20 protein-coding genes are annotated in these 26,885 nt (G+C 43.4%); 16 read left to right on the plus strand and 4 right to left on the minus strand.

Annotation, left to right across the window (positions count from 1 at the left end; genetic code table 11):
• From AB4138_RS07965 to AB4138_RS08005, 9 genes are read left to right on the plus strand one after another with little or no spacing between them, the layout of a single operon-like run.
• Window positions 1-429, plus strand: a complete 429-nt coding sequence (locus AB4138_RS07965; RefSeq protein ID WP_372074621.1) for a TadE/TadG family type IV pilus assembly protein — start codon at window positions 1-3, stop codon at window positions 427-429.
• Complete coding sequence (locus tag AB4138_RS07970; RefSeq protein WP_372074623.1) at window positions 429-914, plus strand: TadE/TadG family type IV pilus assembly protein; 486 nt, start codon at window positions 429-431, stop codon at window positions 912-914. The genes AB4138_RS07965 and AB4138_RS07970 overlap by 1 nt, the downstream gene beginning before the upstream one ends.
• A gap of 24 nt (window positions 915-938) precedes the next feature.
• Window positions 939-2,159 carry an AAA family ATPase gene (locus AB4138_RS07975; protein WP_372305562.1) on the plus strand — a complete coding sequence of 407 codons (1,221 nt, stop codon included), beginning with the start codon at window positions 939-941 and terminating at the stop codon, window positions 2,157-2,159.
• A gap of 33 nt (window positions 2,160-2,192) precedes the next feature.
• Complete coding sequence (locus AB4138_RS07980; RefSeq protein ID WP_372074627.1) at window positions 2,193-3,641, plus strand: CpaF family protein; 1,449 nt, start codon at window positions 2,193-2,195, stop codon at window positions 3,639-3,641.
• Between the two features lie 9 nt (window positions 3,642-3,650).
• Entirely contained in the window at window positions 3,651-4,616 is a 966-nt protein-coding gene (locus AB4138_RS07985; RefSeq protein ID WP_372174503.1) for a type II secretion system F family protein, read from the plus strand.
• A gap of 3 nt (window positions 4,617-4,619) precedes the next feature.
• On the plus strand, window positions 4,620-5,591 hold the full coding sequence (locus AB4138_RS07990; protein WP_372174505.1) for a type II secretion system F family protein: 972 nt from the start codon (window positions 4,620-4,622) through the stop codon (window positions 5,589-5,591).
• Entirely contained in the window at window positions 5,588-6,592 is a 1,005-nt protein-coding gene (locus tag AB4138_RS07995; RefSeq protein WP_372305566.1) for a tetratricopeptide repeat protein, read from the plus strand. Before AB4138_RS07990 ends, AB4138_RS07995 begins: the two co-directional genes overlap by 4 nt.
• Before the next feature lie 18 nt (window positions 6,593-6,610).
• The gene (locus AB4138_RS08000; RefSeq protein ID WP_372305569.1) at window positions 6,611-8,392 is read left to right on the plus strand and encodes a hypothetical protein; all 1,782 of its coding nucleotides are present in this window, start codon (window positions 6,611-6,613) and stop codon (window positions 8,390-8,392) included.
• Window positions 8,385-9,305 (plus strand): glycosyltransferase family 2 protein, encoded by a 921-nt coding sequence (locus AB4138_RS08005; protein WP_372305571.1) that lies wholly within the window; start codon window positions 8,385-8,387, stop codon window positions 9,303-9,305. Before AB4138_RS08000 ends, AB4138_RS08005 begins: the two co-directional genes overlap by 8 nt.
• 150 nt (window positions 9,306-9,455) lie before the next feature.
• Here AB4138_RS08005 and chrA read toward each other — a convergent pair whose 3' ends face one another.
• The gene (chrA, locus tag AB4138_RS08010; protein ID WP_372305574.1) at window positions 9,456-10,604 is read right to left on the minus strand and encodes a chromate efflux transporter; all 1,149 of its coding nucleotides are present in this window, start codon (window positions 10,602-10,604) and stop codon (window positions 9,456-9,458) included.
• Window positions 10,605-10,705: 101 nt separating this feature from the next.
• On the opposite strand from chrA, the gene AB4138_RS08015 reads away from it, so the two are divergent.
• On the plus strand, window positions 10,706-11,632 hold the full coding sequence (locus tag AB4138_RS08015) for a LysR family transcriptional regulator (RefSeq protein ID WP_372057916.1): 927 nt from the start codon (window positions 10,706-10,708) through the stop codon (window positions 11,630-11,632).
• Between the two features lie 235 nt (window positions 11,633-11,867).
• Here the strand turns inward: AB4138_RS08015 and AB4138_RS08020 are convergent, their stop codons facing one another.
• Window positions 11,868-12,941, minus strand: a complete 1,074-nt coding sequence (locus tag AB4138_RS08020; RefSeq protein ID WP_372122408.1) for a LacI family DNA-binding transcriptional regulator — start codon at window positions 12,939-12,941, stop codon at window positions 11,868-11,870.
• A gap of 250 nt (window positions 12,942-13,191) precedes the next feature.
• Here AB4138_RS08020 and AB4138_RS08025 point away from each other — a divergent pair, with 250 nt between their 5' ends.
• Window positions 13,192-15,294, plus strand: a complete 2,103-nt coding sequence (locus tag AB4138_RS08025; RefSeq protein WP_102319934.1) for an alpha-galactosidase — start codon at window positions 13,192-13,194, stop codon at window positions 15,292-15,294.
• A gap of 102 nt (window positions 15,295-15,396) precedes the next feature.
• Window positions 15,397-17,091, plus strand: a complete 1,695-nt coding sequence (locus AB4138_RS08030; protein ID WP_372122410.1) for a solute:sodium symporter family transporter — start codon at window positions 15,397-15,399, stop codon at window positions 17,089-17,091.
• A 93-nt stretch (window positions 17,092-17,184) separates the two neighbouring features.
• Here AB4138_RS08030 and AB4138_RS08035 read toward each other — a convergent pair whose 3' ends face one another.
• Entirely contained in the window at window positions 17,185-18,525 is a 1,341-nt protein-coding gene (locus tag AB4138_RS08035; RefSeq protein ID WP_136973745.1) for an MATE family efflux transporter, read from the minus strand.
• A 278-nt stretch (window positions 18,526-18,803) separates the two neighbouring features.
• A complete protein-coding gene (locus AB4138_RS08040) occupies window positions 18,804-19,886 on the minus strand; it encodes an ABC transporter ATP-binding protein (RefSeq protein ID WP_136973744.1) in 1,083 nt (360 codons plus the stop codon).
• A 296-nt stretch (window positions 19,887-20,182) separates the two neighbouring features.
• On the opposite strand from AB4138_RS08040, the gene AB4138_RS08045 reads away from it, so the two are divergent.
• From AB4138_RS08045 to AB4138_RS08060, 4 genes are all read left to right on the plus strand, one after another.
• A complete protein-coding gene (locus AB4138_RS08045; protein ID WP_050619981.1) occupies window positions 20,183-21,103 on the plus strand; it encodes a carbohydrate ABC transporter permease in 921 nt (306 codons plus the stop codon).
• Window positions 21,103-21,954, plus strand: coding sequence for a carbohydrate ABC transporter permease (locus AB4138_RS08050; RefSeq protein WP_050649668.1), 852 nt, complete (start codon window positions 21,103-21,105; stop codon window positions 21,952-21,954). Before AB4138_RS08045 ends, AB4138_RS08050 begins: the two co-directional genes overlap by 1 nt.
• Window positions 21,955-22,131: 177 nt before the next feature.
• Window positions 22,132-23,358: an ABC transporter substrate-binding protein gene (locus tag AB4138_RS08055; protein WP_372305580.1), complete on the plus strand. Its 1,227-nt coding sequence runs from the start codon at window positions 22,132-22,134 to the stop codon at window positions 23,356-23,358.
• 161 nt (window positions 23,359-23,519) lie between these two features.
• A complete protein-coding gene (locus AB4138_RS08060) occupies window positions 23,520-26,636 on the plus strand; it encodes a beta-galactosidase (RefSeq protein ID WP_372305584.1) in 3,117 nt (1,038 codons plus the stop codon).
• The last annotated feature ends 249 nt before the right edge of the window (window positions 26,637-26,885 follow it).

The following is a 26,885-nucleotide window of genomic DNA, read 5'->3' on the forward strand; positions in this document are numbered from 1 at the left end:
ATGAAGCAATCTAATAGATTTCAACAAGGTTTGGCTGCAGTAGAGGTGGTCATCGTGACTCCCGTCTTACTGTTTTTTCTAGTCTTAGTTCTAGAACTTGGCAATATTCTTATTCACTATAATGTGATATCGAAGTCAGTACAAAATGGCGCTCGATATGCGGTTAGTGAGGTGTATGGAACCATTGGTGGAACCATCGCACCGACATCTGAAATCCAGAATGTCGTGGTCTATGGTCAGAACAGCGTGGGGACGGCAGTACTATCTTCATTGACGACTTCGGATGTGACCGTAACCCCGCCTTCAGGCGACAGTTATGTACGAGTCAGTGTGATTTATAACTATGTTCCACTCTTCTTGTCTATTCCCTTTTCGAATGAGAGTTTTGCTGTTCCATTAAGTGTGACTTCGGTGATGAGGGTATTGTGATGATAAAGTCAAAAAAACGTATCAAAGGGCTTGCCATCATCGAATTCACATTAGTGTCTTGGCTTATTTTTCTATTAATTTTCCTGATTTTAGCGTTAGGTGTTTACATGTTTTCGCTGCAAATGGTCAGTGAGGCGACTAGGAAGGCTGCTAGGTTGGCGACGGTCTGTTACGTCTTAGATAGAGATAATATTGCTGGAATGGTGGTGGATGATATTCCTCTTGTTGGGTTTACTAATGCGAACTTAGAAGTGGCTTACTTAGACGCGAGCGGGGGAGAGATTGCTTCTGATTTTGAAGCGAACTTTGGTGATATTAAATTTGTGCGTGCTAGGGCTACGGGTTATGGCATTCAGCTAATCAGTAACCTAAGCTTTCTAGGAAATAATGGATTTCTAGCCGCCCCTGCGTTTGAAACAATATTACCAGCTGAAAGCTTAGGTGTGGTTAGGGCGGACTCTGAAAAAAGGAATCGGTGTCCATAAGTTATTTATTACGGGAGTAGCGGTATGGGGGAAGCGATCAAAATAACGCCGAATGAAAACGATAAGGATATGACGCGTTTGAAAACGAATCTAAAGGTTTGGTTAGCCTACAGCACTGACGCCTTTCATTCGCATATGAGCCAAGAGCTCAAAAAGTGTCGAAATGTTCATGTAACGTCGTTTTCTCTTGCGGCAATGAGTGAAGAGTACTTAAAAAGTGCGGATGTTCCAGAGCTTATTTTCGTTGAAGCTCACGGGAATTGGGCGCAAAAAATGGTTGAGTTGCAAGGGTATGATTTGTCTTTAGAAGACAAGGACTTGTCTTTAGTTGTGCTCGGTGATGAAAGTGATAATGGGTCACTAAAAATCGCACTTCGCTTAGGGGCATCAGATTTTTTGTCTCACAATGTAACTCTATCGGACTTACTGCCACTGTTGAAGAAAACGGCCTCTGAAAAGCTTGAGAACTCCAGTTACGGAGAGTTTATCTTGTTTTTGAACACCAAAGGAGGGATGGGGGCAACCACTTTAGCGTTAAATACTGCCATTGAGATGGCCACGCAGAACCCTAACGAAGTACTTTTACTCGATATCGATCTTCAATTTGGCGTGATACCTGATTATTTGAACATAACACCCACTTATAGTGTTTCGGATGCGATCAACAGTTCTAATGATTTGGATGAAATGTCTTTGGGGTCATTGGTAAACAAACATGAATCGGGTCTCCATGTTCTAAGCTTTAAGCATGAAAATAACGCAGATGATTTCGAACAGGCTCAGAAAATTGGCAGATTACTTCCAATTCTGCGTCGTTTTTACCCTTATGTGATCATTGATCTGTCTAGAGGCTTAGACCACGTGTTTGCATCAGCAATATCACCTGCGACGAAAGTACTTTTGGTTTTGCAACAGAGCTTAGTGTCAGTAAAAAACACAAGTCGACTAATTAAATCTCTGAAATTTGAGTACGGCATACAAAGCGACTCAATAGAGGTCATTCTCAACCGTTATGAAAAGCGACATTCAATTAAGTTAAAAGATGTAGAGCAGGCGGTGGGTAATCACAATATACATCTTATGCCTAACGATTTTAAAGTTGCGCTGGAGAGTGCCAACTTGGGGCAGCCGTTAGTTCAGTCGAGAAAGAAAAGCTCTATTACTCGCTCTATCATCGATTTGTCTCATGTTCTATCACCACCAGAACAAGAAGAGAAAGGGTGGCTGAAAAAGTTGTTTTCATAATGGGTTGATGAAAAGTAAACACGAGGGATTGTGATGTTCTTTAAACGAAAAAATGTAAATCCAGAGTTTGAAAAAAAAGTAGAACAGATTTCGCATGATTCAGAAGATGCCAATCCTGTTGAACGTTTATCAAGTGCTGAGACATCCAGTCACTCTCGGACAGAAGCGAGCGTTGAAAAGGAGAAAGCGATCGATGAAGCTCGAAAAGTACTGGAGCAAGAATTATCAATCAAACACTTCTTTCATAAGCAGTTGCTTGAAACGTTAGACTTAGGGTTACTTTCGAGCTTGGAGAAAGAGCGTGCTAAGTTAGATTTGCACGAAGCTATTGTTCAGTTGATGGCTGAAGATGGTAGCCATGCTTTAAGTGCAGAAGGTCGAAAAAGGGTCATCAAACAAATCGAAGATGAGGTTTTTGGTCTTGGTCCGTTGGAGCCTTTGTTAGCCGATCAAACGGTCTCAGATATATTAGTCAATGGTCCTAAGAGCGTTTATGTGGAGCGAAGAGGCAAACTTGAAAAGACGCCCTATACTTTTCTCGATGATCGCCACCTAAGAAATATTATCGATCGCATAGTAAGTCAGGTAGGACGCCGAATCGATGAGTCATCACCTATGGTAGATGCGCGCTTGGTTGATGGCTCACGTGTTAATGCGATTATCCCACCTCTCGCACTTGATGGTCCTTCTGTTTCTATCCGTCGTTTTGCTGTGGATCGCTTAACGATGGATAACCTTATTGACTACAATTCAGTTTCACCCCAAATGGCTAAGTTTGTTGAAGCTGCAGTAAAAGGCGAGCTCAATATATTGATTTCAGGTGGTACAGGTTCAGGAAAAACCACCACGTTAAACATATTCTCTGGCTTTATTCCACGTGATCAACGAATTATTACCATAGAAGACTCGGCGGAATTACAACTTCAACAACCTCATGTCATTCGTTTAGAAACTCGCCCTGCAAACCTAGAAGGTAAAGGCGAAATCAGCCAGCGAGAGCTCGTAAAAAATACCCTGCGTATGCGCCCCGACCGAATCGTGGTTGGTGAGGTTCGTGGTAGCGAAGCGGTTGATATGCTAGCTGCGATGAACACGGGCCATGACGGCTCACTTGCTACCATTCATGCGAATACCCCTCGTGATGCCTTGAGTCGTGTCGAAAACATGTTCTCGATGGCTGGGTGGAACATATCAACCAAAAACTTACGAGCTCAAATAGCTTCGGCTATCCACCTTGTTGTTCAAATGGAACGACAAGAAGATGGTAAGCGTCGTATGGTGAGTATCCAAGAGATCAACGGCATGGAAGGTGAAGTGATTACGATGTCTGAAATATTCCGTTTTCAGCGTAAAGGTATTGATGAAAGCGGCAATATTATCGGTTATTTCACAGCAACGGGGGTTGTGCCTCAATACCATGACCAGTTAGTCAAACGTGGACTCGATTTGCCTTTCGAGCTCTTTAGTGAGGCCAAAGGCTAAGGAGAGATTATGGACAATGTAAGCGTTTCATTAGGTCTATTATTCATTGCGGTGCTTTTTATCTCTCAAGCTTTGTTGTTACCTGCTGCAGGGAAAAAAGCGAAGCACAAAGAGTTGTCTCGACGTTTGAAAGAGACGCAACGTAATATCGATGCAGAGAGTTTGTCATTATTAAAAGAACACTATAACAAAGATTTATCTCCAGTAGACCGCAAGTTAATCGTCATTCCATATTTTGCAGGCTTAAAGAAAATGCTAGAACTCGCCGGCTTTAAATTGGCATTGAGCCGCTTTTTACTGATTATTTCTCTTTGTGCTGTATTGCTCTCATTGATATCGATAATGACCAACCAAGTATGGTTCATCAGTGTTGGGGCGTTCATTTTTGTTTGGGTTGTCGCCTATCTATTTGTGCAAAATCGAGTGACTTACCGAATGGCTCAGTTTGAAGAACAGCTTCCTGAGGCTTTAGATATTATTCGACGTGCATTGCAAGCCGGACAACCGTTGGTTCAATCATTTAACGAGGTTGGCGAAGAGCTCCCTGATCCTATAGGAGCCGAGTTTAAGAACACTTATAACTTGCTCAACTATGGTTATGACTTACGTTTGGCAATTTTACAAATGGCAGAGCGAGTCCCAACCGTTTCAATGCTAGCTTTTTCTAGCGCAGTGATGTTACAGAAAGAGACTGGGGGTAACTTATCTGAGAATTTGCAAAAGGTATCTGAAGTGCTTAGAGCTCGTTTTAAACTGGAAAGGAAAGTAAAAACGCTCTCTGCTGAAAGCCGTTTATCAGCATGGATCTTAACGTTATCACCCTTTGGTTTATTTTTTGCTATGAGAGTGGCTAGCCCTGAATACATCGAACCACTTTACAAAGATCCTCGAGGTCTATCGATGGTCAGTGTCGGTATTGTTCTTTTGGCTATCGGTGCCTTGTGGATTAAAAAGGTCATCAACATAGAGATTTAACCTATGGAATTATTAAATATTGAAGTTTGGAAGCAGATGTTAGAAGAGTTTGGGGTCAGCTCTCAGATGGTTATCTATTCGATGATTTTGCTTACAACAGTCTTGTTAACACTAACGCTTGGATTTCTTTTTTTAGGAGCTCGTTCTCCTTTGGACAAGAAACTGAGACAGATATCAGAAGACGGGGCGCCAACTGGCAGAAAACCATACGACTTCTCGAATACGTTAGAATCATTAAGCCCTTTTTTAAGTAAAGGTAATAAAAAAGATAATGAAACTTACTCGGAAAAGTTGATGCATGCCGGGTTCCATGAGAAACGTTCATTATCGGTTTTCTATGCGTTGAAGGTTTTATCTAGCTTGGTAGGTATCGTCGCTGCTTTTATGGTTTATTACATCGCGTTGGGCGGAGACTATAATAATTTACTCATCATGACCTGTGTTTTTCTTGGTACATTCACACCGAATATGATTCTCAGTAAGCTACAAAAAGAGCGTCAGAAAAAAATCAGAAACGGTGTTCCTGATGCATTAGACCTTCTTGTTGTATGTACCGAGTCTGGATTGGGCTTTAATGCAGCTCTTGGACGTGTTGCATCAGAGCTCTATGTCTCTCAGCCGGAACTTGCGGATGAACTAGAGACTGTGTTTGCTAAAATCCAAGCGGGTGTCACTATGCCTGATGCGCTTAGACAGCTTATCGAGCGAACCGGTTTAGTCGAATTGGAAGGTTTGGTTTCTTTGCTTTCTCATGCATCGAGAATGGGCGGAAGCTTAGCGCAAACGCTCCGTGACTATACTGAAGATTTTAGAGATAAGCGTCAGCAAGCCGCTGAAGAAATCGCGGCGAAAATACCGACTAAAATGTTATTCCCCATGTTGATATTTATTTGGCCTTGTTTTTTCATTGTCGCACTTGGCCCTGGACTCTTGATTGTAATGGACGCATTGAGTGCGCCGGGAGCAAGTTTATGATTTTATACAATAAGTTTCTTCTTCTATTATTGCCATTTTTGCTACTTGGTTGCGCATCTTCTGATGAACCAACCAACCAATTTGATGCCGAATTGTATTCGGGTAAACCAATCGATAGTTTGACTAGTGATGATCCACCGCTAAATGAAAAAGAAGCAATCATGCGCGGTGACATTGCTCTGCGAGACAACAATATAGACTTGGCGTTGTATGAATACATACGCTCTTTGTCTTTCCCTGAAAAAGAGTTTCACGATAAAACTCTGTTCACTATTGGCCAAATACATTCGTCTCGCGGTAACTATGCGTTGGCCGAGAAAGCTTACCTTGCAGCGCTAGATTTTAACCCTGCCCACACTGAAGTGCTGGAACAGTTAGGTGTGCTATACACCAAACAACGTCGTACAGATGAAGGGCGGAGTTATTTCTTTAAAGCGATTAATTCAGACCAAATTCGTTTAAAAAGCAGTGAAACTATCCAGAATTACCAAGCATTGAACCAAAGTGAAGTGGCCAGTTTGAAGGTCGATAGTATGTCTCCTGCATTGGCTTATATGGGGATTGGGGTACTGGAAGATGTTGACGGTAAGCATCAGATTGCACAAGAGTACTTTAAAAAGTCACTGACGATAGATAAAAGTTCAGTCAAAGCTTTGTTGAATATGGGCTATTCTCATTACATGTACGGTAACTACAAAGAAGCCTATCAATACACGCGTTCAGCTTTAGAGTTGGATCCGAATAATGAAAAAGCTCAGAATAATCTGGCACTTATTTATTTAGCGTCTGGGGATATTAAAAAAGCAACCAACGTATTCATGAGGCATATGGAAGCTCCGGAGGCGTTGAATAATGTTGGTTATTTCCTAATATTACAAGGAAAGCCCGATCAGGCGGTTCCATATTTACAACAAGCTATCGATAAAAAATCATCTTACTATAAAGTGGCTAATGAAAACTTAAACAGAGCACTAGCGGAAGTGAGAGAGATGGAACAATAGGGATTTGATTTTGGCTCAATGAAAAGGATATTCATATTGCCTAAAAGCGAAAGCTTTAATAAAGATATCATTGCAATTTCTGCTCTTTGGCTAGTTTGTGCCACAGTGATATTTTTTTATAAGTGGGAAAGCGTTTCAATACTCAACTTGAATGACAATGACGACTATATGCGTTTTGTTCAGTTTCAAGAGTGGATGAAGAACGGCCATTGGTATCTAGAGCCGATGAGCAACTTCAATACCGCTGATGGTATTATTATTCATTGGTCTCGATTTCCTGACCTAATACTATCTTTAGTCGCTTTCCCATTGCTATTTATGGTCGATGACAGTATTGCGTATGCAATCTCAATTTCTATTGTCCCATTGTTTTATTTGTTGTTTTACGCACTGTCATGTTTTTATTTATGTGAGCATTACTTTGGAGGTAAGTATCGCTTCATAAGCATGATGTTCGCTATTTCTTCCCCTTCAATTATTCATTTCTTACCCGGTTCTATTGATCATCACAATATTCAACTTATATTAGCAACACTGTTTCTGTCTTTAACACCTATTACTATTCACAACCTTAAACAATCATGGCGTGTTTACGCTCAATCTGCTTTTCTGTCTTTATCGTTGTGGACAGGAATGGAGAATATATTGTTATTTATGGCTTTCTTTGTCATTTATACGGTTTATTGCAGCTTTTTTCATAACGGATGGTTTAGTTACATCTCCAAGCTATACGTAACTTGTACTATTTTTTCTATTTTTGCTGTTTTATTAAATAGACCTTACGATGAGTTTTTTGTTTTAAAATATGATGAAATATCATTCATTCTCATTATTCTTTTTCTTAGTGGTTGGGTGTTTGTTAATATTTACAATCGATTGGCTAATGATGACATGAGCTTAAATAAAAGAATGTTATTGTTTGTTTCCCTTGGTTTGTTGTGTTTGTTTCCTGTTGGGATTCTTTATCCCTCGCTGACCAGTGCTTTGTTTATTGATTACCCACCGATACTTAAACTTTATTGGCTAGATCAGGTCACCGAGGCTAAATCTGTAGTTGATTACATAGAAATTAAAGGTTTTTTTTCTGTTGATAACTATGCCTTACTATTGGCACCCGCTATTCTATACCCAGTTTTAAGAATTAAAAATCACCACTGTACAGTACTGTATCTCATATTCATGTTTAATTTAGCTCTTGCGATATTTTGGCAGGTTAGAGTAATAAGGTTGTGCTTTGTTTTAGCTGCACCTTTTCAAGCATATTTTATTATTAAACTATCTGAATATGTCAGATCCACAATATTAAAAATCATCATTATTTTTTCTGGATCTCCGTTATCGGTAGCATTTTTCATTATTGCATTGTCTCCAACAGGGGAAATTACCACTACCTTTGATGATGAATACAAGTCACCAAGTATCTTTAATGTACTAAAAGATAACGGTATCAATTCACATACTATCCTTTCTGGAATAGAAACTGGCGCACCTGTATTAGCTAAAACGAACAACAGTATAATTGCTGCTCCTTATCATAGAAATATTGTGGGCAACCAATTTTTAATCGAAGTGATGTTAGAAGAGAACATGTTTCTGGCAAGAAAAAAAATAGTAGATAAAAAGGTTGATTATATATTGATCGGTAATGATCCTCACTTATCTCTCCTCAAGAATTCTGGAAGCGAGGACTCTTTAATTAGAAGGCTTTATGGAGATAACATTCCTGCTTGGCTAGATGTTACATACGATGGAATTGAGGATGGTTACCGAGTTTTTAAAGTAAGGAGTGAGCATGAATAAACAGAAAGTAGCAATATTACTCCCATGTTATAACGAAGCCGGAGCCATTGGCGAAACGGTTACCTCTTTTCAACAAGCCTTACCTGATGCATCCATTTATGTTTACGACAATAATTCAACCGACAACACGGTCAACGAGGCGTTACAAGCAGGGGCGATTGTGCGACATGAGCCTCGCCAAGGTAAAGGGGAAGTCGTGAGGCGGATGTTCTCTGATGTTGAGGCTGATGTTTATGTGATGGCTGATGGCGATGACACTTACGATGCGTCAGTGTGCCCGGTGTTGATCGAGCAATTAAATAATGAAAAGCTCGATATGATTATTGGAAGTCGCGAGCGCTCTTCTGGTGCATATCCTAAAGGACATATCCTTGGCAACAAGATGTTTTCATCACTGATTAACTTAGCATTCAATGCACAATTGAATGATGTATTTTCTGGCTATCGAATTATGAGCCATCGATTTGTCAAAACCGCACCTATCTTCAGCGATGGGTTCCAAATAGAAACAGAGCTCACCGTGCATGCGTTACACCATAATATGTCAATCAAAGAAGTCTCAACTCAATACCAATCTAGGCCGGAAGGGACTTCCAGTAAACTGAACACCTTGAGTGATGGCTTCAAGATCCTCAACTTTATCTTGTTCTTATTGAGAGATGTAAAACCAATGTTTTTCTTTGGCGTGCTCTCGATATTGCTTGGTCTTATTTCATTGAGCTTAGGTATTCCCGTTATTGTTGAATTCGTTGACACGGGTTTAGTGGCAAGGCTACCTACAGCTGTTTTGTCTAGCTCAATAGCTTTGATCGCTGTGATGTCTTTTTTCTGCGGTTTGATACTCGATAACGTATCACGAGGTAGGCGAGAGATGAGAATACTCTCTATTTTAAGATTTAAGGACGATAAATAATTAGGCTGAGGTTTTTGGCCAAGGGAGCTGCACTCGAGTGCTTGAAGTGCTAGGTGGAGTTGCAATTGTATAGTTGCTGCTGTGATGACGATTTTGATTAAAGTAAGAAGTAGGCGACTAGCTCCCCTACCTCTTACTCTCAATTATTACTTAGATTGCGAGACCGGTAATCGCACCCAATAACATGAAGATCCCCACTAAACCTACAATCGGCATCTTCACGGTTTTCAATAGCCAAACACCAACAATGATCAGAGCGAAGTCTAAGCCGCTACTCACTGCACTTGTGAAGATGGGTTGGTATAGAGCCGCAAGTAATAAGCCGACTACAGCCGCATTCACACCTGTAAGCGCCCCAGCTACTAGAGGCTTACTCGCAATTGCCTGCCAGTTTTTCAATACCCCCAGTAGTAATAAGAAGCCCGGTAAGAACACGGCGATTGTCGCCAACAAAGCGCCAGTAATTGGTGCCGATGGCATTAATACATAGCCTAGGTATGTCGCTAAGGTAAACATAGGACCAGGTACAGCCTGTGCTGCAGCATAGCCCGTTAGGAACGCATCTTGGGATAGTTGGTCACCAATACCATTCTGCAACAATGGAAGTACCACATGACCGCCACCGAATACTAAGCTGCCAGCTTGATAGAACAGACCAAATACTTCAATACCTTGAGAGTATGCACTGAACAGAGGAAGGCCAACCAACAGCGCAACAAAAATAACGAGCGGTGTTATGGAGATCTTGTGTGTTGATGGAACCGTTTTGATGTCTTGTGAGGTCAAAAACTTGCTGCCAATGATTGCGGCAAATAGAAGTACCAAGATTTGTGGCCAGATCCCAGGAAGCAACAGGAGAACCACGGCAGTCATGACACATAAAGCGGTCGCGACTTTCGATTGGCAAAAGTTTTTGTACATGCCAAATGTGGCATCAGCAACCACCACCACTGCGAGTAGCTTCAAACCGTGAATGATTGAATTAAACAGAGGTGCTTCCAATAGTTGATTGCTCACCAAAGCTAATATCAACATTAAGATGACAGACGGGGAAGTAAAGCCGATAAACGCAGCAATCGCACCCGTTAAGCCACCTCTTTTGTAGCCAACCGCAAAGCCAACTTGGCTTGAACCTGGGCCGGGTAGAAATTGACTAAGCGCGACAATTTGCCCGTACTCTTCATCAGATAGCCAATTAAGCTTCTCAACAAAGGTTTTACGGAAGTAGCCAATGTGCGCAGCTGGCCCACCAAAGCTAATCCAGCCAAGCCAGAAAAATGTTTTAAAAATTGAAAGCATGATCGATTCCAGATAAATGTTTAGCGTAATTTATGGTGACTTGAACTATGATTCAAATTAATTGTTTTAATTATAACTATTAATGAAATAGGTTATTCTGGATGGCTGATTTTAACTGGAAAGGTATCGATCTTAACTTATTGATAGCTCTGCAAGCGTTATACAAAACGAACAGTGTAAGTAAAGCGGCTGAGCGCTGTTATGTCAGTCAGTCTGCAATGAGTCATAGCCTTCAACGACTTCGAAAGTTGTTTGATGATCCTCTGTTTGAGCGGGTAGGTAGCAAGATGGAAGCAACGGATAGAGCGATTGAATTATCCAGTACTGTCGATGCCTTGCTCAATACCATTCAATCTGAAGTACTACTCTCTAAATCATTTGATGCAACAACTTACAAAGGCAGTTGGAAGATTGGTCTTACCGATTATGCCGAGCAGATGTTTGCTCCAGTGTTGTTTGATCTCATTAAACAGTCCTCTCCTGATTCTCAAATTGCGTTGTTCAACGTAAATCGATCTAACTATCAGCAAGTCTTTGACGATGCCAAGCTTGATATGACGATAGGCAGCTTTGGTGAGGTACCAAAGCAATATCGAACAAAGCATTTGTATACGGAGCAACATGTTTGTTTACTTGATCAATCGGTTCTATCTATTGAGGAGCCGATGTCGCTAGAACAATTTGTTGCTGTCGAGCACGCGCTTGTTTCCCCTGCAGGGGCTTTAAAGACGGGAGTGGACACTCGTTTAGGGGAACTAGGTTTAAGCCGGAAAGTCGCGATATCTTCCAGTAACTTTTTAACTGTTAAGCGGCTCATTCGTGGCAGAGAACTATTGTGTATTGTCCCCAAGCTAGTCGCGCGCAAGGATATGGATAGTGAAGAAACCTTACTAGCTGTGAAGCCACCAATTGATGTTCCAGATTTTGATATCCAGCTTGTTTATCGAAAGGCAAAGCATTTAGATGATAAAAATAAACTACTTAGAAAGCTGATTACTAATGCGATCTCATCTGTGATTTCCGAATAGTTTATTGTGTCGGTTAATCGTCAAATTCATATGAATTAATTTTAGAAAAATCCGGTTTATTATAAGAACCCGACTATACTTAATTTACGACTTAAAGCAGTCGTAAAGAATAGGCTTTTTGATTTACCTAAGTAAAAAAATTGGTTATATCCTCATGATATAGCTTAAAAATCTACCAGGCTAAACGGACTTAGTTGGTCTTAAAAGCGCTAGCTCCCCCTAGCGCTTTTTTCTTTCAGTTGGATTCCGGTAATAGGCTCTGAATCCTCTTCAGCAGTTTTTCGATCTCTTGTTTTTCATAATTGGCAGTCACCTTAGATTGGCTACTTTCTCTCGCAAGCAGTGTGGTTTCGATATGATGTTGTAACAAGGCATCTTGAGAATTGGCGTTGAGCTTCTCTGCAAGTCTCACCGCTTGCTGGCCTATTTTTGTGAAATCTTGTTTGATGGTTGTAAGAGGCGGATTGAAGAATGCGCTGTCTTCTATGCCATCAAAACCGACAACAGCGACCTTGTCCGGTGCGGGTATTTGCAATTCTTGTAGTGCGCGTAAAACCCCTAATGCCATTTGATCACTGGCGACCAACACAGCATCAAACTGGATTTGTTTCGCGACGGCGTCTCGAATGCCAAGGTAGCCACTTTCTGCTTGCCAGTTTCCTTGATGTTGAAATTGTATCTGACAGTTTGCATCTGCTAGCACACCCAACCAACTCTGAAGACGGATTTGTGAGGCACTGGACTCATGAGGCCCGCTGATCAACAAGTATTTACTGCGACCATTTTCAATAAGATGTTGAGCCGCCAGCTTTGCGCCCTCGGCATGATCGCCGCATATATAGTTAACTTGGCTGTTAGAAGGGACATCAATGAAGATGAGGTTTAAGTGTTGATATTGTTCTACCAGCAATTCGGCGTCTGCACTCTTTAAAGGCACATTGAGAATGATGCTGTCGACCTGTTGGGCGATCAGTTCACGAATGGCTTCGCGGGTGTTGGTGAGGTTCGGTTCGGATACTACAGAAAAAGCGGTGCCATACCCCATATCGTGAGCCTGCATTCGTACACCGTTAGCGATCATTGCGGCGCCATGCAGTGCCATATCGAGCGTCACTAACCCTATGCTGGTGGACTTGGAACGGCTGAGCATTTGAGCCCCTTTATTGGGCACATATCCAAGCTTCTTTATCGCAGCATTCACTTTGTTTCGAGTGGATTCTGCGACATCTTGCGAACCGTTCGTCACCCTTGATACTGTTTGAGTCGATACGCCAGCCAGCTTCGCCACATCTTTAAAAGTTACACTCATCACACCGTCCATCGAATATTCCCGTCGTTCGATGAGCTTATCCAATTTAGCGAAATGAAACTCTGCTCCCTTTCAAAAAAATGTCATTTGAAACATTAAATATGTTTCCGGAAACAGTCGATCTTGTGCAAATTTTAGCAACGAATAAGTGTTTTTAGATCACGTTATTTAGCCGTTTTAGTACTAATTTCAGTCTTCAAGTTCACTATTAATTTTAGTTTATGTTTACGAAAACAATATGAGATTGGCTATGAGCGAATTTATTCATCTAACAAGTAAAAACCACAGTTTGATCATCAAATCGGGCCGTACTCCAGAGGTTCTTCACTGGGGCGCAAAGATCGCCAGTATTGATGAAGATCTTTTGTTATCAACCGAGAGACCGATCTCTCAAGCACGCCTTGATGTCGATGTACCGCTTTCTCTTTGTCCTGAATTGGGTAGCGGTCATTTTAATGCGCCGGGAATAGAAGGGCATCGTGATGGTTTTGATTGGGCACCCGTTTTTAATACCGTCCGCGTGGAAGCTCAGGTTCAGCAAGCCACTTTTGTTCTAGAAGACACCGTGTCTAAGCTTGAATTGACGGTTGAAATTAAACTGGATTACGAATCGGATGTGGTTCAAAAGCGCATCACAGTAACCAACAAAGGGGGCAGTAAATACTATTTAAATAAGCTGTCATCAACGTTGCCGCTGCCAAACCACGCCAATGAATTGATGACGTTCCATGGTCGTTGGTGTCATGAGTTCCAAACGCAACGTCAGCGTTTTGAGCATGGTGGCTTCATGCAAGAGAACCGTCGCGGCCGTACTTCACATGAAAACTTCCCTGGCATGTTTGCAGGAACGCAAGGTTTCTCAGAACAGAATGGTTTGGTGTGGGGCTTCCATTTAGGTTGGAGTGGTAACCACCAAATGCGTGCTGATGTTCGCAGTGATGGCCGCCGCTTTGTACAAGCGGGAGAGTTATTGTTAGCGGGTGAATCGATTCTAGAACCAGAGGCTACTTACCAGACACCTTGGCTCTATGGCTGTTACAGCAACTCTGGTTTGAACGGTATTGCTCAACGTTTTCAGCAGTTTGTTCGTGACAACATTATTCAATTCCCTACCGATAAACCTCGCCCTGTGCACTTAAATACTTGGGAGGGCATCTACTTCGACCATAAACCGGAATACATCATGCAGATGGCAACCGAAGCCGGCGCAATGGGTGTTGAACGATTCATTATTGATGATGGTTGGTTTATTGGTCGTGATGGCGAACGAACGGCCTTAGGCGATTGGTATCTCGATGAAGTGAAATACCCAAATGGCTTAGAACCTGTGATTGAACACGTTAACCAACAGGGGATGGAGTTCGGGTTGTGGGTTGAACCTGAGATGGTCAGCCAAGACTCAAACCTATACCGTAACCATCCTGATTGGGTCCTAGGTTTGCAAGGTTATCATCAACCGTCTGGTCGTTGGCAGTATGTTTTAGACTTGCAGAATGAAGCGTGCTTTGACTACTTGTTCTCTCGCCTTGATACGCTTCTGACTACGTACAATATCGGCTACTTAAAGTGGGACATGAATCGTGAATTAGTTCAGCCGGGCCACCAAGGTAAGGCGGCGGTGCATGGTCAAACTGAAGCCTTGTATCGTCTCGTCGATCAACTGAATCAAGCACACCCTAAAGTCGAGATTGAATCTTGTTCATCAGGCGGTGGTCGCATTGATTTTGAAATCCTCAAGAGAACACATCGATTCTGGGCATCCGATTGTAACGATGCATTGGAACGCCAAGCTATTCAAAAAGGCATGAGTTACTTCTTCCCACCAGAAGTTATGGGGGCGCATATTGGCCCTGCTGAGTGCCATTCAACCAATCGTCGTCACAGTATCAATATGCGTGGTGTCACCGCTTTGATGGGGCATATGGGTGTTGAGCTTGACCCGGTTAAAGAGTCGCAACAAGAGAAACAAGCTTTCTCTCACTACATCTCTCTGCACAAGCAGTTCCGCCATATTTTGCACTCAGGGCGCAGCTTTCGCATGGATCCTGCGGACAAAAACCAGAACATCTATGGGGTGCAGAATGATGATGAAATGCTGATCACCGTGTGTCAGTTGGCGATGCCTGAGTACGCTCTGCCATCACCACTTCGTATTAGCTGCGTGGAAGACAGTGCGCTGTATCAAGTGAAGTTAGTGGAGATGCCACAAACCAGTTTCCAACTCATGAAGCAACGCCCTCAATGGTTAGATAAAACACTGACTTTAAGCGGCGATAACCTCAAAGAGATTGGATTGACCTTACCTATTCTCGACCCAGAGTCTGCCTTGATTGTGCATCTAAAAAAGATGTGAATCTCTGACTCTGAGTACCCCTACAAATAAAAATCTAAATATAAAAATTATAATCGGCAGCGAGGTATTGCTGCCGCAATAACTCAACTTAAGGAAAACAAAATGTCTATTACCGTTCTGTTGTCATTTTTGTTATTTACTGGGTTTGTAGTCGCGTTTACCTACAACAAAGTGAAAAATGATAAAAACACCTCACAAGATGGTTTCTTTCTTGGCGGAAGAAGCTTAACCGGCGGCTTAATCGCCAGCTCACTTATCTTAACAAACTTGAGCGCCACCAGTTTCGTGGGCATGAGCGCACAAGCTTATACCCACAATATGAGTGTCATGGGCTGGGAAGTGGCCTCTGGTGTCACTTTGGTGATCATCGCTTTGATGTTAGTTCCTCGTTATTTGAAGCAAGGCATCACCACTATTCCTGATTTCTTAGAGAGCCGCTACGACATGTCGGTGAAGAAGTTTGTGACGTTACTTTTCTTGTGCCAATACGTGATCAACATTTTGCCTACCACACTTTACGCGGGCGCCGTTGTTTTGGGTGAAATCTTCGATGTTCAGGCCCTGCTTAATATTTCAGAGTTTAGCTCAATCGCGCTTATTTCGGCGACGATTGGTCTACTTGGCTTCTTTTACGCAATTTATGGTGGCCTGAAAGCGGTTGTGATTGCAGATACCATTAATGGCGTAGGCTTGATTGTTGGCGGCATGATGATCCCTGTGTTTGGTTTGATGGTACTGGGCGAAGGTAGCTTTGGTGCTGGCTTAGATATTCTGCTTTATGCCGCACCAGAGAAGCTTCAATCGGTGGGTACAGAAAGCGATCCACTGCCGTTCTCAACATTGTTTACTGGTCTGCTTTTGGTGAACTTGTACTACTGGGGTACTGATCAATCCATTATTCAACGCGCATTAGGTGCTAAAAACCTGAAAGAAGGTCAGAAAGGTGTAATCCTTGCCGGTGCGATTAAGGTTATCTCTCCGCTGTTCTTGATCATTCCAGGCATCATCGCTTTCCACATGTTTGGTGCTGATGCGGGCAACCCAGACACCATGTACACCCGTTTAGTTAATGAAGTTTTGCCTAAGCCGCTGGTGGGTTTCTTCGTTGCGGTGATGTTTGGTGCGATTTTGAGTACCTTTAATGGTGTGTTGAACAGCTCAACGACTCTGTTTGCGTTGAACGTGTATAAGCCGCTATTTGGACAAGGTAAAACAGACGAAGAGCTAGTGGATAAAGGGCGTATTTTTGGTGTTGTGATTGCGATTATCTCGGTATGTATCGCACCATTCATCATGTACGCACCAGAAGGTCTTTTCCAATACCTTCAAATGGTGGCGGGGTTCTTCAGTGTGCCAATCTTTACTATCGTGTTTGTCGGCTATGTATCTAAACGTGTACCCGCTGTAGCGGCGAAAGTGGCGTTGGTGGTGTTTGTAAGTTCATACGCAGCAATGCAGCTAGTATTTAAAACACCGATTCACTTCCTACATCAATTAGCGATTCTATTCGTAGTATGTACCGCGTTGATGTTCATCATTGGTTACTTTATGCCGCGTGAATCTGAGTACGTGATGCCAGTCAATGAGAATATTGATGTGACACCTTGGGAGTTCCGTTTCGAGGCTTCGGCTATTATTCTTTACATGGTGCTTGGTGCTTACGTTATGTTCTCGGATGTGGGTTTTGTATCGGACGATCCAACCATCATGCAAGTTTATGGCGTGTGTGGCATTGTTATGTTGCTCGGTATTTTTGGACGACTAGCAAAGCGAAAGAAAGCACTTGCGACCGCGTAGATGAGTTCGGGTAATTAAAAACGAAAACGCCGCTCTTTGGAAATAGGAGCGGCGTTTTTCGATCTTGTGAAGATAAATGGAAGGCTAAAAAGTCTAAAAAGAGAATCGAGTCCATTTCTTAGCTCGCCAGCGATAGGCCATGATGATTCCACGGAACCATTCGTCCATCGCGATTGCCATCCAAGCACCCAATACGCCATAACCCCAATGCACGCCAAGCAAATAGCTCATGGCAACCCCAATGCCCCACATGCTGAGAATGCCCATTTTGATCGGGAATTTAATGTCGCCAGCAGCCTTTAGACAAGAGATAAAGATAAGGTTAAATACTCGTCCAGCTTCAAGAATGATGGAACCTGCAATCAGTGCCGCCGTTAGCGCAATGATCTCTGGATCTTGCGTGAACAGATCGAGAATTCTGAAACGGAACACATACACCATGCAGGTGATCGCGGTTGACGCGATAAAGCCAACCACAAAGTAACGTTGCACGCGCTTGGTAATCTCGTCGATCCAACCCTTACCAATGTAATAGCCTGTTTGGATTTGGCTGCCTTGACCAATTGCCAGTGCAAACGCAAAAGAGAGGCGAGCGATGTTTTGTGCGTAAGTAAACGCAGCCAGTGAAGACGTACCCATCTGCACTACAAAGAAGGTAATGCTGATCTGAGCCATGTTATAAGAGAGCACTTCTCCAGCGTTCATCGAGCCGATCTTCATGATTTTTTGATAGATGGCTTTCGGCACAGATTTAAACTGCTTCACTGGTAGATAAATCCCTTTGCTTCTGACCACACCAATCAAGATCAACATTCCGATTACTTGGCTAATGACGGTCGCGGTCGCAACCCCTTGCACGCCGTATACAGGCAAACCAAAAGGTTGATATAAGGCACAGTAGTTACCGAATACGTTGATGACACCTGCAATCATATTGATCACCATCGGTGACTTTGAATAGCCATGACTGCGCAAAATAGTGGTGAGAACCACACCTATGGTTACATTGAAGGTGAGAGCACCACTGATGAACAGGTATTCTTGCGCGTACTGTTCGACTTGAGGTTCGAGTTGATAAAGCGGGATAAAATATTCAGCAACAAGAACGGCAATCACACTCAGTAGCACACCGGCAATAATGGCCAGAATGATACTTGCTACACCCACGTGAGCGCTCTCTTGAGTGCGGGAAGCACCATTGTATTGCGCGATTAGAATACCCGTACCACTGCTGACCATGGTCGAGACAATGATCAGGAAAAAGGATATCTGAGAAATAACACCAACGGCAGACACGGCTTTGTCCGAGTATCCCGATAACATGAATACATCACTGGTGTTGAGTGCGGTTCTTAAAAGAACTTCGATAAAAATTGGCCAGGTGAGCGCAACGATTCCCATACGTTTGTTTAGGGTGGAATCAGCATTAGGCATTTAGGTTTTCTCAAAAAAGGGGTAGGCGACACTATAGTTTAGCTATTATTTAGTAAACGACTATCAAATTAATGTCCGGAAGGCTAATAAGGATAAATAAAATTCGAATAAGTCTTCAGAACCCAATATTTCAGTGAGAGTGATGAAATTTTTGAGTAAGATTTCATAAGCTATTAAGAGGATCAGAATGGAAGCAAGTGATTGCTTGAAACGACCGGAAAGTGAGTTTGAAAAGTGGCAAAGCTAGCGACATCGAGCTAGCTCTACCGTTTTAAAGTCTAGTTAATTCGTTGCCCTCGGTCATCGAATAGGTGGCAATCTTTTGAGGAGAAACTCAGCTCAAGTGATTGGTATCGAGTGACCTCTTGGTCTCCTGGTAGGTGCACCTTAAAGCTATCCACGCCACAAGACTGGCCAAACATATAAGTGCTGTTCCCTAGTCGCTCGACCACTTCACTTTGAAATTCAATGGTGATATCAGAGCCACTGTTAATCTCTAAATGTTCAGGTCGAATGCCCAGCGTGATACTTTGTCCCTCTTTTAATCCATCGCTTGGTAAGGGAAGGGTGATTTGGCTGACACCGTTAACGGCGAGTTGGGCGTGCGTTTCTGAGGTGCTGTTAACAACACACGGTAAGAAATTCATTTTCGGTGAGCCAATAAAGCCAGCCACAAATTCATTTTGTGGAGAGTGGTATAGATCGAGTGGAGAACCGACTTGTTCAACACGACCATCTCTCAATACCACGATCTTGTCTGCAAGCGTCATGGCTTCGACTTGATCGTGCGTGACGTAAATCATGGTATTTTGCAGATCTTGGTGCAATTTGGCGATTTGTAAGCGCATATCGACACGAAGTTCAGCATCGAGGTTCGAGAGCGGTTCATCGAATAAGAATACGCGAGGGTTACGAACTATTGCTCGACCGATAGCGACACGTTGACGCTGCCCACCTGACAGTTCTTTCGGTTTACGCTTCAATAAAGGCTCTAATTGGAGTGTTTTTGCCGCACTGGTGACTTGCTTTTCAACGACTTCCTTCGCTACGCCATTCATTTTGAGGCCAAAGCCCATGTTTTCTTCCACGGTCATGTGTGGGTAGAGTGCGTAGGATTGAAATACCATAGCGACACCACGCTCAGCAGGATCGACATCGTTAACAAGATCGTCTCCAATATGAATCTCGCCTTCAGTGATTTCTTCTAAGCCAGCAACTAAGCGTAAGAGGGTTGATTTTCCGCAACCTGATGGTCCAACGAATACGACGAATTCGCCATTATTTATTTCTAGATCAACACCATGGATGGTCTGTATATCACCATATCGTTTGATGACCTTTTTTAAGCTGATATCAGCCATGCTCTCTCCTTGCTTCGTTGGACTACATCTCTTTGCCTTTAAAACATACGCTTTCATCAGAAATTTGTTAGGTGCCTCGCATGATTTATTGATCATCGTCATATAAATCCCGCGATCTATACTGATTTTTGTGAAAACGTTTACATAAATAAAACATAACTGTGCGTAATGTTATCAATAAGCCTAATATTTGAACGTAATCATTATAAATGCTGAGCTACTGATTGGGATTTATAAATTCAGATGGAAGTTAACCAAGTAGTAAACCAAGCTTTTAATACAAGGAATTTTGGGAAATGGAGCAATCTGTGAAAACGATATACCCAGAAAATCGCACCCCATCAGCGAAGAAGAAAAGGCGCATCAGTTCCAAGGTCTCGCCTTGGCTGTTCTTGGCACCAGCCATCGCTATCTTCTCTCTCTATGTTATCTATCCCATCTTGGACAGTATTTGGCTGAGCTTCTTTGAGTGGGATGGATTAGGTGAAAAGGAGTGGGTGGGGCTTGAGAACTATCGTGAGCTTTTTGACTCAGATGCTTTTTATACTTCGTTAACGAATAACTTTCTTTGGTTGATCTTCTTTATGCTTGCGCCACCGTGTGGCTTAGCGATTGCCCTTTTCCTCAACCAACAAGTGAAAGGCATTCGTGTCGTAAAATCTCTGTTTTTCTTCCCATTCGTTATTTCTCAAGTGGTGGTAGGCCTCGTATTTGCTTGGTTCTATGACCCCTCTTTTGGCCTTTTCAATATTGCACTCGGGTCGCTTGGCTTCGAGCCAATTTCGATACTTGCTGATGAAGACTATGTGACCTACGGAATCATCGCTGCTGGCTTATGGCCTCAGATCTCTTATTGCATGATCTTATATTTAACTGGGCTGAATAACCTCGATCCTGAGCAGTTAGAAGCGGCTCGACTTGATGGTGCAAAGAAGTGGCGCATGTTGTGGTATGTGGTGCTTCCACAGTTAAGACCCGCAACCTTTATCGCCGTGGTTGTCACCGTAATTGGTGCCCTGCGTTCATTTGATCTAGTGGCGACCATGACGGCAGGCGGCCCTTGGGGCAGCTCGACAGTACTTGCGTACCAGATGTATGAAGAGTCTATCTTTAACTATCGAATGGGTTATGGCGCGGCGGTTTCCGTTGTGTTGTTCCTGATTATGGATATCTATATCGCTTACTTCTTGTGGCGTATGTTAAGGAGTGAAAAATAATGTATCCACAACCAATTCAAAAAGCAGGTCGCTTTACCAACATTAGCTACCGAGTCGCACTGCCTATTTCCATTGTGATGTGGTTATTACCACTTATCGCCGTAATGATGACTTCAATTCGTTCGATGGAAGACATCAACAAAGGTAACTACTGGGGCTGGCCTAGTGAGATTCAGTTCATTGAAAACTACACCCAAGTATTTACCTCGACGTCGATGGGGCAGTACCTCATCAATAGCTTAATCATCACATTGCCAGCGGTTGCTGGTGCCGTGGCGTTGTCGACACTGGCTGGTTATGCCTTGGCTAAATACAACTTCAAAGCCAATGTGTGGATTTTTGCGATGTTCATCGCGGGTAACTTTGTTCCGTTCCAAATTCTGATGATTCCAGTTCGTGATTTAACGATTGGACTCGGTCTATACGACACTCACTGGGCATTGATTTTTTTCCATATCGCTTTCCAAGCCGGTTTTTGTACCTTGTTCATGCGTAACTTTATTGTCGGGATCCCTGATGCCCTGATCGAAGCGGCGCGTGTTGAAGGGGTGAGTGAATGGAAAATATTCTGGCATGTCGTACTCCCTCTGGTTCGCCCTGCTTTAGCGGCGTTAGCCGTATTGGTGTTTACCTTTATTTGGAACGATTTCTTCTGGGCTCTAGTACTGGTTCAGAGTGATGATGTTCGTCCTGTGACTGCGGGTCTGAGCTCACTTCAAGGCCAATGGCTGGCGTCTTGGCAGTTTATGTCAGCGGGTGCCGTGGTCGCGGCTATCCCACCGGTAGTGCTGTTCTTTACCATGCAAAAGCACTTTATCGCAGGCCTAACATTAGGTGCGACCAAAGGGTAAATCACGAGATAAGAATCGATACACGAATCTAGCAATAGCGAAGGCTTTAAGTCGTTATTGCTACCGACATCCCGAATGGATGAATCATTGAAGAGAAACTAAAACACGAACAACCCTACGAGATAAAACAATAAGAATTGGACTTAGAGAGCTTAGCTCCATAACAAGGACCTCAATATGAAATACGTGAAACATATCGCTGCCAGTGCAGTGCTCGCTGCCTCCATGTCTGCAACATCGTTTGCAGGAACACTCGTTATCAACTCTGATGCTTCTGATCCTGCGCCAAAAGAGGCGTGGGGCGAGATCATTAACCGCTTTGAAAAAGAAAACCCAGATATTACGGTGAAGTACAACTTGTACGATCACGAGTCGTATAAAACAACGATTCGTAATTGGCTGGTCACTTCGCCGCCGGATGTGGTTTTTTGGTATGCGGGTAACCGAATGAAAGCCTTTGTTGACCGTGGCCTGTTTGAGGATGTCAGTGATATTTGGGCTGACAACAACATGAAGCAAGACTTTGCGGCTGCCGCGCCTGCGATGACAGTACAAGGTAAGCAGTTTGGTGTGCCGTACACGTATTATCAATGGGGTATCTACTACCGCAAAGACATCTTTGAGCAATATGGAATTGCGGAGCCGAAAACGTGGGATGATTTGAAATCTGCGTCTGCAACACTTAAAGAAAATGGTGTAGCGCCGTTTGCTATTGGTACCAAGTATCTTTGGACCGCCGCAGGTTGGTTTGATTACATCAACATGCGTACTAACGGCTTGGATTTTCATATTCAGTTAATGGAAGGCCAGGTGCCTTACTCTGATGAGCGAGTGAAGAAAACCTTCGCTAATTGGGCGGAGTTAGTTGAACCTGGCTATTTCCTAGAAAACCACGCGTCTTATTCATGGCAAGAAGCTCAACCTTTCTTGTACAACGGTAAAGCGGCGATGTACCTGATGGGTAACTTCATCACGCCTAACTTCCCAGCTGAGTTGGATGGCAAGATGGATTTCTTCCAGTTCCCGGTGATCGACCCAAGTGTTCCTATGTCTGAAGATGCACCAATGGATACGCTGCACATACCTTCAAAAGCGAAAAACAAAGAAGATGCTCGTAAGTTCTTAGAGTTTGTTGCTCGCGCTGAAAACCAGCAGCTGATCAATGAGATGCTGTTACAGATTCCAACCAACAACAAAGCTAAAGCGAAGTCTGACCCGTTCTTAGACAAAGGCGTCGCGATGTTGGCATCCAGTGATGGTACGGCTCAATTCTATGACCGAGACACTGGTCCTGCGATGGCCAAAGAAGGCATGAAAGGCTTCCAAGAGTTTATGGTTCACCCTGAACGAATCGATAAAATCTTGAAAAAACTCGATAAAGTGAGCAAGCGTACCTTTAAGTAATATTTCAATAGCCGCAGCTGTTCTGGCTGCGGCTTTTTTTCTTCTCTTAAGGGATTATTGCAAGAGCTGTTTAGTTGGCGTTCGTAATGTTTGAACGCAATGAGGCGCTGAGCATCACTTGCAATGGTTCACGTTAAACGGCTTTTGGTAAGGAACACGTCATGAGAACTTTCTCTCAAATCATCTCTGCCCGTGAGTGGGAAAATCAACACATCACCCATCATAATGTTGTTGAGGCTCATGCTCCTTTAAATAGTTACACCTCGTTGGTTGAGGCTATGACGAAGAGCTCGTCGAGTGTTATGTCTCTCAATGGGACTTGGAAGTTTCAGCTGTTCGATTCACCAGAGTTGGTTTGCGAAGAGGTAGTATCGGAACATTTTGATGATTCTTCATGGAAGTCGATTTCAGTGCCAAGCAACTGGCAGATGCAAGGCTTTGATAAACCGATCTATACCAATGTGAAATATCCTTTCGCTGATAACCCTCCCTTCGTCCCTAGCGATAATCCAACAGGGCTCTACCGAACGCGTTTTAACTGCACGGAACCGGAGTTATTAGATACCCATAGGCTGACCTTCGACGGCGTGAATTCTGCTTTTTATTTGTGGTGCAACGGCAAGTGGGTTGGCTATTCGCAAGACAGTCGATTACCGGCTGAATTTGACGTGTCTGAATACTTGCAAGTGGGCGAGAACGTGCTGGTAGTGATGGTGCTGCGTTGGTCTGATGGTTCTTACCTTGAAGACCAAGACATGTGGTGGCTCAGCGGCATATTCCGTGATGTGACTTTATTGAGAAAACCCAAGGTCGCAATCGAGGATGTTGGCATTGAGACTCAGCTAGATGCTTGCTATCGCGATGCAGTTTTAAATATTTCTACGCAAATAACCAAGCACAGCAATGATGTAGAAAGCTGCTATAAGCTGAAAGCTGAACTTTATGATACTCAAGGACAGTTGGCTTGCGAACCTCAAATCGTGGGTTTTGGTGAGCGTTATGTTGATGAAAAAGGGCCGTGGTCTGAAGTCGCAGAACACAGCATTTCAGTGGTGAACCCGAACAAGTGGAGTGCCGAGTCACCCTACTTATATCGCTGTGTGGTGTCATTGCTCAATGAACATGATGAGCTTGTCGATTGTGAGGCTTACGATGTCGGCTTTCGAAGTGTTGAAATTACCGATAGTTTGCTAAAAGTTAACGGAAAGCCATTGCTGATTCGTGGTGTCAATCGCCATGAACATCACCCTGAATTGGGTCACACCATGACTCGAGAGGGGATGATTCAAGACATCAAACTGCTCAAACAAAATAACTTCAATGCCGTTAGAACCGCTCATTATCCGAATCATCCATTGTGGTATGAATTATGTGATGAGTATGGTCTGTATCTGGTTGATGAAGCGAATGTGGAAACTCATGGTCAATTTCCGATGTGCCGTTTATCCGATGATGCGTCATGGTTGAATGCGTACATGAGCCGAATGACAAGGCTGGTTGAGCGCGATAAAAACCACGCCAGCGTGATCATTTGGTCGCTGGGTAATGAATCGGGTATTGGTCGTAATCACCATGCGATGTATCAATGGGTGAAACAAACTGATCCAACACGTCTGGTTCAGTATGAAGGTGGCGGGGCAGATACAGCAGCGACCGATATTTTATGTCCTATGTATGCGCGCGTTGATTGGGATTTACCTGTGGTTGAGAGTCAACCTGAGGTGACACCTCGCGTGGGTATTCGTAAAGCTATCGCTCTACCAAACGAGCATCGTCCTCTTATTCTCTGTGAGTACGCCCATGCAATGGGGAACAGTCTGGGTAGCTTTGATAAATATTGGCAAGCGTTTAGAGACAGCCCAAGATTACAGGGCGGATTTATCTGGGATTGGGTAGATCAAGGGATCACCAAAACCGATTCGAGCGGCAAACAATATTGGGGCTATGGTGGTGATTTCGGCGACGAGATTAATGATCGCCAGTTCTGCATTAATGGTTTGGTGTTCCCAGACAGAACGGTACATCCAACGCTTCAGGAAGTGAAAAAAGCACAGCAGTTTTACCAGTTTAGACTGGTTTCGACTTCGCCTCTGGTGATAGAGGTGCACAGCGAATATTTATTTGTGACCAGCAGCATTGAAACGTTGAATTGGACGGTTACTCAGAATGGTGTAGTAATGAGCGATGGTTGTATCGAATTGATGGTTGGTGCGGGCGAGAGTGTTCAGATAGAGCTCAATGGTGTGACGATTCCTCATACGGCCAACGCGCTTAATTACCTTAATCTCGAAGTGGTATTAAACACCAATACTGCATGGGCGGATAAAGGTCATGTGACGGCGATTGAACAGCTTAGCTTACCTACTCAACCACAATTGATGTTGGATGCTAACCTCTCTCAATTTCCACCGAAAGTGACTGAAACCGACACGCTGCTGACGGTGATTGGTGATGCTTATCAAGTAGAGTTCGACAGATTGTCTGGGACATTAGAAAGCTGGAAAATCAAAGGGGTGGAACAGCTTGCTAGTGGCCTTCGAGATAACTTTTATCGCGCACCATTAGACAACGATATCGGTGTCAGTGAAGCAAACCGTGTAGACCCCAATTCATGGATCGCACGCTGGCAGGCTATGAGGTTAGATAGGCTCACTCCAGAGTGCATCGAATTTTCATCCATCACTCAGAAAAATAGGGTGTCGGTGACTGCAAGAATTGCCCACACGGTGGAAGATCAGGTTCGTTTGTTGTCGACTTGGCAATACCAATTATTTGCCGATGGTGAGGTCAAATTAGATGTGGATGTTCAAGCGGCGAAAGGCTTGCCGTCTCTGCCACGAGTCGGATTTGAGTTTGCTTTGAAGCATGTGCCTGATGGGGTGGAATGGTTTGGTCGTGGGCCACACGAAAACTACCCAGATCGAAAGATGTCCGCACATATGGGGCTATATCAGCAAAGTATTGAACAAATGCATACCCCTTATATTTTCCCATCTGATTGCGGCTTGCGTTGTGATGTTCGTGAGGCAAAAGTGGGCGCATTCGAATTGCAAGGAGACTTCCATTTCTCAGTCAGTCGTTTGGGGTTACAGCAGCTACAGAAGGCAAAACATACTTGTGACTTAACCGAACAAGAACAGCTGTTTGTTTATGTGGATGGCTTCCATATGGGGGTTGGCGGTGATGACTCGTGGACGCCAAGTGTCCATGATGAATTCAAATTATTGAAAGAGCATTACCATTATCAGGTGCGCTTTCATTGTGGTGATAAAGGCTAACGTGCAGCGAATAGAGTAAAAGGATCATGGTAGGCCAAATGGTCTAAGTGCTTGTTGTTCGCTTATTTTGCTTCAGGTGTAAAAAAGGCACTCAGCAAATGGGAGCACCTTAAGTATTCAATCAGAATGTAGGGTAGAACTAAGCGTTCACCGGTTCAGGTTTTGCTTCTAGTTTGTTCTCTTCTGGAGATAAGTTTTTCTCGTATTAACCGTACTTCCACCATGTGTAGCCAAGGAAGATCACTATAC

Source organism: Vibrio sp. 10N.286.52.C3, assembly GCF_041468865.1.
Taxonomy (GTDB): Bacteria; Pseudomonadota; Gammaproteobacteria; order Enterobacterales; family Vibrionaceae; genus Vibrio; species Vibrio crassostreae_C.